General features: G+C 65.0%; 10 protein-coding genes. 2 read left to right on the forward strand and 8 right to left on the reverse strand.

Going from position 1 to position 9,566, the window contains the following annotated elements:
- Nucleotides 1-129 precede the first annotated feature (129 nt).
- Complete coding sequence (locus B4L36_RS06320; RefSeq protein ID WP_292954008.1) at nt 130-1,746, forward strand: phage minor head protein; 1,617 nt, start codon at nt 130-132, stop codon at nt 1,744-1,746.
- Nucleotides 1,747-1,748: 2 nt separating this feature from the next.
- Nucleotides 1,749-2,078 carry a hypothetical protein gene (locus tag B4L36_RS06325; protein WP_292954011.1) on the forward strand — a complete coding sequence of 110 codons (330 nt, stop codon included), beginning with the start codon at nt 1,749-1,751 and terminating at the stop codon, nt 2,076-2,078.
- On the opposite strand, the gene B4L36_RS06330 is transcribed toward B4L36_RS06325, so the two are convergent.
- From B4L36_RS06330 to B4L36_RS06365, 8 genes are read right to left on the reverse strand one after another with little or no spacing between them, the layout of a single operon-like run.
- A complete protein-coding gene (locus B4L36_RS06330; RefSeq protein ID WP_292954014.1) occupies nt 2,075-2,710 on the reverse strand; it encodes a DUF6441 family protein in 636 nt (211 codons plus the stop codon). The genes B4L36_RS06325 and B4L36_RS06330 overlap by 4 nt on opposite strands.
- Nucleotides 2,707-3,021, reverse strand: coding sequence for a head-tail joining protein (locus B4L36_RS06335; protein WP_292954017.1), 315 nt, complete (start codon nt 3,019-3,021; stop codon nt 2,707-2,709). Before B4L36_RS06335 ends, B4L36_RS06330 begins: the two co-directional genes overlap by 4 nt.
- Nucleotides 3,021-4,043, reverse strand: coding sequence for a major capsid protein (locus B4L36_RS06340; protein ID WP_292954020.1), 1,023 nt, complete (start codon nt 4,041-4,043; stop codon nt 3,021-3,023). Before B4L36_RS06340 ends, B4L36_RS06335 begins: the two co-directional genes overlap by 1 nt.
- A 52-nt stretch (nt 4,044-4,095) precedes the next feature.
- On the reverse strand, nt 4,096-4,476 hold the full coding sequence (locus B4L36_RS06345) for a head decoration protein (RefSeq protein ID WP_292954023.1): 381 nt from the start codon (nt 4,474-4,476) through the stop codon (nt 4,096-4,098).
- Between the two features lie 26 nt (nt 4,477-4,502).
- Nucleotides 4,503-5,849: a S49 family peptidase gene (locus B4L36_RS06350; RefSeq protein ID WP_349675820.1), complete on the reverse strand. Its 1,347-nt coding sequence runs from the start codon at nt 5,847-5,849 to the stop codon at nt 4,503-4,505.
- A 44-nt stretch (nt 5,850-5,893) separates the two neighbouring features.
- Entirely contained in the window at nt 5,894-7,390 is a 1,497-nt protein-coding gene (locus tag B4L36_RS06355; protein ID WP_292954029.1) for a phage portal protein, read from the reverse strand.
- 3 nt (nt 7,391-7,393) lie between these two features.
- Nucleotides 7,394-7,606 (reverse strand): phage head-tail joining protein, encoded by a 213-nt coding sequence (locus tag B4L36_RS06360; RefSeq protein ID WP_292954032.1) that lies wholly within the window; start codon nt 7,604-7,606, stop codon nt 7,394-7,396.
- A 3-nt stretch (nt 7,607-7,609) separates the two neighbouring features.
- On the reverse strand, nt 7,610-9,553 hold the full coding sequence (locus B4L36_RS06365; RefSeq protein WP_292954035.1) for a phage terminase large subunit family protein: 1,944 nt from the start codon (nt 9,551-9,553) through the stop codon (nt 7,610-7,612).
- Nucleotides 9,554-9,566 lie beyond the last annotated feature (13 nt).

A 9,566-nucleotide genomic window follows, 5' to 3' on the forward strand; every position in this document is an offset into this window, starting at 1 on the left:
GTCGGCATGTCATGGGCACTTCAGATTTCGGTTGACGTATTGCCCCGTGGAAAGCAACGCGCGGAAAGGTAAATACTCGTTAACTAATTGCTCCTACAACCGATCCCGCAGATCGGCGGGGAGGTTCTATTGCAACACAATTTACGGGACTTCCTTCGGCATGGCGGACATGGTCAGTACGTGGTCAGCCAGCGTAACGATTCTATACGCCAGGCCATTTCCATCAAGTCGCTATTTCCTGGCTACCCGGGTCTTCGGAGCGATTTTTCGGATCGTCTGGATCGGGTTATCGCCGACAATACACGGGCGCTTCTGAATGCCCTGACACCACCCGACACAGTCCCTTGGGTGACGGAGGCAGACCTGCGCGATGTGTCGGACGCGAAGGAGGCTGTCCTGCGCGAATGGGATATGCGTCTGACGGCCATCTTTGAAGAATATCAATCCCACCCCCAGCGTCTCCGCCCATTGCGAACGGCCATGGAGGAGCGTCTGCTGAGGGCCTTCGCGGGGTTGATCAATCAGCTTCGGCAGCAAGACCTTGGGATAGAGCGTTACATCTGGCGTTCCCGAGACGACGCGCAGGTTCGCGACAGTCACGCAGAGTATGACGATCAGGTCTTCAGTTGGGATGAGCCTCCTGCGGGCGGGCATCCGGGACAGGCACATAACTGCCGGTGTTTCGCCGAGCCTGTTGCGTCGCTGTTGCCAAACGATGCTGTCCTTGCCCAGTATGCGCCAGCGGCGGAAATTCCGGTGGGGGCCTTCTTTCGGGGCCTTGTCGGACGTGCGGTCGCGCTTACCCCTCAGGGAGCCGCTGCTTTGGCGGCGTTTTTGGCGGCGTGGGAGGCTAGCAATGCCTTGGGGGAACTCACCGAACTCGCAACAGAACGTCGCCTGAACCGCGCTGCCGATATCCTCGGCGTCGATCTTGGATCGGGCGAAGGGCTCCTGGCTGCCATTGCGCACGAACTGGTGCAGGAAACGGTCAGTACCGGCTTCGGATCCAGCCTGCCCAAGACCGTTGATCCGGCACGGATCGCCGGTCAGGCGGCGGCGCTTTTCGAGATGTCGAATCCCGGAACTATTCAGCAGGTTGCGGAAGGAGACCGCGCTGCTCAGCGCGCGCTTGGCGCATTCGTACAGCGCGCCTACGATGCGTTCAGCGAAGGTCGACTCCGGCTCCAGGACGGCACGATTGCCGATGGCTGGGTCGAGGTATTCCCTGAACTGACCGAGGACGAGCGGCGGCTGGGCGAACTTCCCGGCTTCACGCCCGAGCGCATCGAGCAGTGGCTGGAGATCTACCCGGCCGAGGTTCTCGGCCTGCCGAACCACACCGGATCGCCCGCCGCCGAAGACCCGACCGGAAATATCATCTCAACACCGATCCCAGAGCTTGCTGGTCCCAGCATTCTCGAAGCGCGCCCAGCCAACATCACTACACCAGATGGCAACATCGTCCGGGGTCACGGCCCAAAAGGTGACGGGGCCGAGTATATCACGGGCAAAGGGCACACTGCCGAGCAGATCGATGGGATCATCGCGAACCCTAACCCTGATTTGAGCGGGGTAATTCGCGGATTTGGTCCCTACAAAGGGCAGGAGATGACTCTGCTTACTGGCCGCGACGGGCATTGGGTGATATTGAACCCGGACGGCGAAGTCGTCGCGGTAAGTAACAGAAATGTGCCCTTGCGCGCACCGGAGAACGATCTGCAAGAAATTATTCGACCGCTGGAGTAGCCATGGAAGATAAGATGCAAGCCTGCATGCAAGAACTTCTCCACGGAAAGAAGTATGTCCGATTGTCGTTGGATCAGCTTCGTGCCTTCAACAACTATCTTGCAAATGCCGGATTCAGCATATCCCGTATGGAGACAATAAAGACGGCTGGCGCAAGAACCGGGCGACGCCTTGACTATGACATTCTGGTCCTGCCCGAGCATGAGGAGGGCTGGTCAATTTTTGCCGATCCTGATCGGTCGAGGGCGCGCGTCGTGGATATTGTCGACCAAGCTGTGCGTGAGGGTGGAACTTTCGAGTTCTTGGTTTGGGCCGAGAAACCGTCGGGTTAGAGAATTGTTCGCCCCTCCACCCACTTCCCGACGACCCTCCCCGGCACCGCTTCCGCTGCTCGTTCCGCCTCCCTTGCCAGAGCCAGCCGCTTGGGCAGCCTGACCTGCGGCACCAGCAGGAAGATCGGCACGGTAGCCCGCCCGCGCCCGGTTTTTGACTTTGAGGCCACCGCACGGCCCTTGGTGTTCAGCCGCCCTTCGGCCACCAGCAGGCTTGGTCCGCGCCTGCGATAGACGAAGCGCAGCCTTAGCCCGGTCCGTCTTTCCCATTCGCCGGGGGTGATGCGTCCGCCTCGCAGGGATTTTCCGGCGGCTTCCGTGGGGATGGCCAGCCAGAATCCGTCCTTGGAGCGAATCAGCGGTCCCGCATTATGGGCGCCGATGATCACCGGCGCCTTGGACCAGACCAGCGCGGTGGCATTCAGGCTGTCGCCCGCCTCCGGATAGGTGGCGTTGCGGATCGAATTCGCCAGCCTGCGCCCCAGCCCGGCACCGGTGATCTGCCCGCGCCATGCGGTCTTGAGGCCCGCGCCCGCCTCGCGCATGGCGCCGGTCACGGCCTTTTCGCCCGCTTTGATCTCGGCTTGCATCATCGCGACGAGATCGGGATCGATGTCCAGTTTCAGCCTCATGCAGGCACCAGTTCCACGGTCCAGATCAGCCGGTCGCGGTCGCGGATCGGTTCGCCTTGGATCGCAAAACTGTCGGCGCCGATGACGATCAGATCGCCGGGCCGGGGATCGGGGATGTCACTGACCCGGATATCGGCGGTGAGGGTTTCCGACAGGATGCGCGCCGAACCGAACTCGGTGATCCGGTCCGGCGCGCGGTGGATAAGGCTGATCGGGCGTTCTTCGGATGTGCCCGCCGCGATCCAGACAGCGGAGATACCCATGTCGGGATGGCCGAAAATGCGGTCCATGGCAGCGGCAAACGCGTTCATCAGTTCGAGCTGTGCAGCCGGATCGCCAGCCGCGGGCGCTTGTTGACCGGCAGGATCGAGGCTTCCGTCATCAGATCGATCCAGCGGCCCTTGGGATCGAGATGCTGGCGGGCATAGAGCGGCAAGCCGATTGTATTGGCGGTCTCCAGAAGGTTCGCCGGGCCGCCATAGGTGGTAAACGTGTCCATGGTGCCGGTCGGGAAGGCGATGCCTTCGTTCGCCGGGACCAGCCGTTCCGATGCCTTGGTCGAAAGGGTGACCGCGCCCGCATATTCCTCGAACAGAATCCCGGCGAAGGGGAAGTTGCGGCGGACGTCCTGCCGGAGCGGCTGGGCGCCGGTCGCGGCATAGAACTTGTAGGCCTCTTCCGTCTTGGGGTGCGAGATCAGCTTGTCGAAGAATTCCCGGCTGACCAGCGCATGGACGCCCGACATGCTCTCGCCCAACAGATTATCCTCGACCGCACGCAGCACCTCGCGGACCTTGCCTTGAATGTTCGTGCCAGCGGTGCCCAGCACGAAGTCGACCGAGATCTGCGCGATGCCGAACTCCGTGAAGTAATTGTAGAGGGTCGTGCCCGCGCCATCCTTCACGATACCGCGCAGCGCGTTCATCTCCATATATTCGCGGGTCTGCGCGTGCTTGCGGCGCATCAGGGTCAGCTTGCGGGTCATGACCGCGACCAGCGGGTCGGCCTCGTCAATTGCGCCGATGGCCGGAACCCCCTGAATATCGGCGGGCAGGATCACATCGTCATGCGGGATCCAGGGCAGCGCGAAACTGCGCATGGCGCGGCCTTCTCGGCTGCCGACGGTGGCGGGACCGCCCAGTGGGACAGAGGGGAGGAGGTTCAGCACGCCCTCGATCTGCTCGATGATGACGCTGCGCTGGCTGACCCCCTCGAAGCGGAAGAGGCCCAGTTCTCCGAGGCGGGTATAGAGGTTCGGCAGGATGTTGATGGCCTGCGTCATCTCGGCCAGCGAATAGCCGTCGGCATCGAAGGGATTGCGGATGATGGTCATGGGGAAACCTTGTCGGAAGGAAGGATAAGAAGCAGAAGGTCGCAGCCGCCGGTCAGGCGCTGTCGCGGATGACGATGCCCAGCGCGGTCAGCTCGACATGTTTGGCAGCGATCTTGGCCGCATCATCGACACTGCCATCGTAGAAAAGCGCGTCGCGCGACAGGATCGCGGGGCCGCGCGCCAGTAGGATGCCGGTGGCTTCCGCCAGCCTTGTATCGACCGGATAGAGCAGAATGCCTGCGGCCAGTTCCGCGCCATCGCTGCCGCCATGGCTGGCGAAGGTGTATTGGCCGCTGGTGGTGACGCGACCGAGGACTGCCCCGGCCGGGTATTCGGTTCCCTCGGCGAGCGTCACGGTCTCGCGGGTATAGTTGGGGTTCAGCTCATATTTGAGCGCATGGCCCATGCTGGGCGGCTGTGTCAGGAAGGGCATCTTGGTCTCCGGAGGCTGTCAGGCTGTCAGCGCTGAGCGCTGTCGGCGGATTTGCGGGCCGCAGCCACGAGCGGGCTCGGCCTGTCTGTCGGCGCGGGCGCGCTGGCCAGAATGCCGCTGGCATCGCTTCTGGCCGCGAGGCTGTCGAGGATCTGGCCGCGCAGCGCGTCGGGACTCACGCCGCGCCGGACGGCATCGGCGGCGTCCAGGGTGACGCCCAGCTTTGCGGCCTGCGCGCAGATCGAGGCCACTTCGGCGGCTTCGGCGCGGATGGCATCGGCATCGGTCGGAGCCGCAGCCGGTGCAGCGCCGGGCGCGGGCGGTTCCTGTGCCGTCGGCGTGGCGGCTTGCGGCGGCGTGTTGGGTGCGATGGGTGTTGCGGTTTGTGGGATTTGCTGGTCCGGCGTCCGGGCATCTTCGTCCGTCTGATCACTCATGATCATCTCCTGTTTGGGGTGGGGTGGTGAAAGGGTCGGGGATTTCGCCGGCCGCCCGACCGGCAATGCCGGGCGAGAAAGGCCGTTGGCAAAGGCGCGAAAGGCGACACGAGGATCGGCCACGGCATCGGCGAGACCGGCATCGACAGCCACCGCGCCGCGAAACACCGCCGCTTCGGTGGCGAGCGCCGCGTCTTTGGTCATCCTGTCACCGCGCCCGGCTGCGACGGTTTCCGCGAAGAGGATCCGCAGATCCTCCAACTCGGCCTGCAGTCGGCCGCGGATGCCTTCCGGCAGCGCGGCATAGGGATTGCCATCGGCTTTCCGGGCCCCGGCATGGATCAGCGTCACGGCCACTCCCTTCTGGGCCAGCATGCCGGACATGTCGGTATGCATGGTGATGACGCCGATGCTGCCCGCAGCCCCGGTGCGGGGCAGGGTGATGTGATCCGCCTGCGAGGCCAGCGCGTAACCCGCCGACAGAGCATGTTCGGCGAGGAAAGCGTGCACGGGTTTGATGTCCCTCGCGGCACGAATGCGGTCGGCGAGATCGAAGGCACCCGCGACCTCGCCGCCGAAGCTATCGATCTCCAGCGCGATGCCGCGAATGGTATTGTCAGAAACCGCCGCGTCGAGCTGGGCGGTAAGTCCCTCATATGAAGTCAGGCCGGAGCTCTGGCCGATCCACGCCCCGCGATGAACCAGCGTGCCCGCAATCGCGATGACCGCCACGCCATCGATGATCGGGAAGGGCGCATCCGTATCGCCGCCATGGCGCTGGGCGAGATCGCCGCCGATCAGCGAGGCGAAGGCGGTTTGCCGGGTGGCCGTCAGATCGGGTTCGGCGACCGTCATGCCGTCAAACCTGATCTCCTGCCCGGTGATGCGCGGGCCGAGGCCGGCGAGGAACGCCAAAGCCTTGGCGGGGGCGATCATCAGCGGCGTGTCGAAGGCGCGCTGGGCGATCTGGGCGTGATGCATCAGCGGTCCTCCTTGGCATCTGCGTCATCAGTGTCGGCGACGCGATCATCGTCATTGCCGTTCGCGGCGTTGATGCCATCGCCATCAGCCTCACCCTTCGGTCCCTGCGCGGGCGAGCCGGGGCGGCGGAAATCGAGACCCAGCGCCGCTTCGCGTTTGCGCTCGGCCGCGATCTCGCGATCCACCTGCTCGGCATCAAAACCACGCTCGGAAATGGCCTGGCTGCGGGATTTGAGACCGGCCTCGATCTGCAGGATCTCGGCCGAGGCGTCCTTCATCGGATCGACCCAGTCCCAGCGCGTTGGCAGCCAGCTGACGGCCTGAAAGCTGCGCCGGTCGCGGTCATAGCCGGGCAGATCGATGGCGCCGGACAGAACGGCCAGATCGAGCCAGCGCTGCCAGACCGGGCGGCAGAGCTGATGGACGATGACGCCGTGCTGGATCGCCGAGACCCGGCGCCGGAAGTCCAACAGTGCGACCCGGGTATTGGAGAAATTGCCGCGCGCGGCATCGCCGGTCAGGTAAGGGTAGGGGATGCCCAGCGCCGCCGAGATCTGCAGCAAGGTCCGGTATTGAAACGGCTCGTAGGTGGAGCCGGAATCCGGTGTCGCGGGTGTCGAAATATCCTCGCCCGGATCGAGCCGGACGACCTGACCCGGTTCGACCTCCAGATCCTCTTCCGCCGGTTCCAGTGGCGTTTCCGGGGCGGGCGAGGTGATGAACATGGCAAACATCGCCGCCGTCTTCTTCCGCTCCAGCTCCGCATCGTCATAAAGATCCAGCGTGAACAGTTTGACGATGGCCGGTGCGAAGCGCGACACGCCGCGCATCTGACCAGCCTCGACCGGATCCAGCACATGGACGATCTCCGAGGCCGGGATGCGGACCGTCTCACCCACCAGCCCCGGATCGGTCATGTCGCCCGGATGTCGGCGGAGCAGGTGATAGGCGACGCGCCGACCGATGCCGTCGAATTCGATGCCCTGGCGGATGGATCCGCCGCCGGGCAATTCCCGGTTCAGATCCATCGGCAGCATCTCCGAGGGCAGCATCTGCAGCTGCAGCGGCACCGACAGCCCGTCTTCGGAACGTCGCGGGCGGAGCCGCAGAAACACCTCGCCCGCCAGAAACAGTTCGCGGGCCGCGCGGCGCTGCAACCCGTAGAAATCGGTCAGCCCCTCGGCGTCGGCTTCATCCGTCCAGCCGAGCCAGAGCCTTTGCAGGGCTTCCTTTTGGGTGGCATTCGAAATCGACGATGACGGCTTGATCCCATCGCCCACGACATTGCTGGCGAAGGCCTCGACCGCGCCGGACGCATAGCCGTTGTTCCGCGCCAGCCAACGGGCGCGGGCCGTGATGGTCTCGCCCGCGCCCGCGATCAAGGTGTTCACATGGGCGCGGGAGGCCCGGAAGCCGCGCAGGCGTCGATGCGACTGCGCCGCGTCGAACCCGCCGATGATCGCGCCCAGCCGCGCGCGGATGCCGTCGAATGCCATGGATCAGAGCCCCTTGGTTGCGACAGTGCCCCAGCGCCGACGGCGCGCGGTCCCGGGCGCGCGGGCAATGCGGGCTTCCAGATCGGCGATGGCAGCGGCCAGCTCCGCATCCGAGCCATAGGTCAGGGTCTTGCCGTCATAGCTGACGCTGCGCAGCCCGCTGAACCGGGCCTCCTGCAGCGCGCTCAGCAGCGCCCGCATCCGGTCGATCTCCATCTCTCACCTCATGAAACGCGGTGTGTAGGTCTGCCGCTTGCGGCGTGGTGTTGTGGGCGGGGCGCCCGCCTGACGGGCAGGCGGTTCGGTGGCAGGCTCTGCGGGGTCGCTGGTTGCGGTCTCGAGTGCCGCGACCCCGGCCTGATCCTCCAGCTGCCGCCACATGCGCTCGTCCCAGCGATCCGCGCCCATGATCCAAGCGGCGGCGCGGGCATAGACGCGGGTATCCAGCGCCTCGTTGCGTTCGCGCAGCTTCTGCCATTCCTGCCGGGCGTAGCCGCGCTTGTTCCGGACCGTGACCAATTGTTCGGCCACCAGCTGCTTCAGCCATTCGCTGTCGGCCCATTCTGGCAGGTGGATCATGCCTGGCGGATCGGGTTGATCCTGCTCGGGCCGCTCGAGCCGCAGGAAGCGATAGGTCTCGATCTTGAAGGTGGCCGTGGCCACCGACCAGAGCCGGGCGCCGCGCCGCAGGCGCTTGCCGCCCATAGTCGCATCGACAAAGGTCGGCCCGGAAACCGGCGTCGCCCGGTTGAAACCTTCGAGACCCTTCACCGGCACGACCTGCTCGAACCCCTGAGCCCGCGCCCAGGCATAGACCGCCGCCGCCTCATAGCCGGTATCGATCGCCAGTTTTGCGACGGGCATCACCGCGCCATGTTCGTGCTGCCATGTGCGGGTCAGCAATTTGGTCAGCTCCGCCCAAGCTGCCGGGCTGTCCGGACCGCCCGGAATGACGATGTGATCGATGAGCCAGCTCTGCAGCCCGCGCCCCCAGGCCCAGATATCCACCTCGATCCGGTCCTTCTGGATATCGGCCCCGGCCGTCAGGAACAGACCGCCTTCGGGGATCTGCGCCGCGAAGACTTCCCGCCGGTCGGCCAGCCGCTGCCATTCCGGCGCCTCGCCGCGCTCGACCCAGGTCTCGCCCAAGAGCGTGTTCCGCGCCGCGCGCAGCATCTCGTCATTGCCCTGCGCGGTCAGCCATTCCCGGGCGATCTGCTCCCAGCTTTTCCAGCCGATAGGCGAATAAAGCGCGGACAGGTGATAGCCGACATGATGCGGGTCAGTTGCAACCGCCGTCGCGCGCCATTCGCCCGCCTCCAGCATGGCGGTCTTGTGATGTTCGGCGATCAGGGTATCGCAGGCATTGCAGGCATAGGCGGCGGTCTCGGGCCGACCCTTCTCCCAGCGCAGCCGTTCGAATTCCAGCCACTGCATCGTGCCGCAATGTGGGCATGGCACAAAGAAGCGCCGCTGGTCCGAGGCCTCGAACTCCTGCTCGATCCGGCTGAGGCCCCGGATGGTCGGTGTCGAGACCAGAAACACCTTTCGGCGATGCGCGAAGGTCGTGCTGCGCGCCTCGGCCAGCGTCACCGGATCGCCCTCTTCATCGGCCGAAGGCGGATAGGCGTCGATCTCGTCCAGAAACAGGTATCGCGCGGGCATCGACCGCAGGCCAGTGGCTGAGTTCGCCCCGGTAAGCACCAGAATGCCGCCCGGGAATTCCTTGGACAGCATCGAATTTCCGGCATCGCGCGACCGGGCCGGGCTGACCCGTTCGCGCAAGGCCGGAGAATCCGAAATCAGCGGATCGAGCCGCCCGCGCGAGGCACGCTTGGCCATCTCGACCGTCGGCAGCACCGCCAGCATCGGTCCCGGCGCGTGATGGATCACAAAACCGATCCAGTTGTTCCCGGCTTCCGTGGCGCCGACCTGCGCGGCCTTCATGAAGGAAATCCGCTGTGCTGGATGACCGGGCGAAAGCGCATCCATGATCTCGCGCAGATAGGGCGTCCGTGCGGTGCGGTAGCGACCGGGTTCCGCCGCCGCCCGTGACGACAGCCGGCGATGCTTGTCGGCCCATTCGGACACCGTCAGATTCGGATCGGGCCGGATGCCGCGCGACCAGGCGCGCAACATGTCCTCGGCGCCGTCGAAACTCAGGTCGGGGCTGTGA

The organism is Paracoccus sp. UBA889 (genome assembly GCA_002294185.1).
Classification (GTDB): domain Bacteria; phylum Pseudomonadota; class Alphaproteobacteria; order Rhodobacterales; family Rhodobacteraceae; genus Paracoccus.

Coding starts and splice junctions, on each gene's coding strand:
- B4L36_RS06355 (WP_292954029.1), bottom strand. CDS start 7,390: ATGGCATTCGACGGCATCCGCGCGCGGCTGGGCGCGATCATCGGCGGG.
- B4L36_RS06340 (WP_292954020.1), bottom strand. CDS start 4,043: ATGACCATCATCCGCAATCCCTTCGATGCCGACGGCTATTCGCTGGCC.
- B4L36_RS06350 (WP_349675820.1), bottom strand. CDS start 5,849: ATGATCGCCCCCGCCAAGGCTTTGGCGTTCCTCGCCGGCCTCGGCCCG.
- B4L36_RS06360 (WP_292954032.1), bottom strand. CDS start 7,606: ATGGAGATCGACCGGATGCGGGCGCTGCTGAGCGCGCTGCAGGAGGCC.
- B4L36_RS06345 (WP_292954023.1), bottom strand. CDS start 4,476: ATGCCCTTCCTGACACAGCCGCCCAGCATGGGCCATGCGCTCAAATAT.
- B4L36_RS06335 (WP_292954017.1), bottom strand. CDS start 3,021: ATGAACGCGTTTGCCGCTGCCATGGACCGCATTTTCGGCCATCCCGAC.
- B4L36_RS06330 (WP_292954014.1), bottom strand. CDS start 2,710: ATGAGGCTGAAACTGGACATCGATCCCGATCTCGTCGCGATGATGCAA.
- B4L36_RS06325 (WP_292954011.1), top strand. CDS start 1,749: ATGGAAGATAAGATGCAAGCCTGCATGCAAGAACTTCTCCACGGAAAG.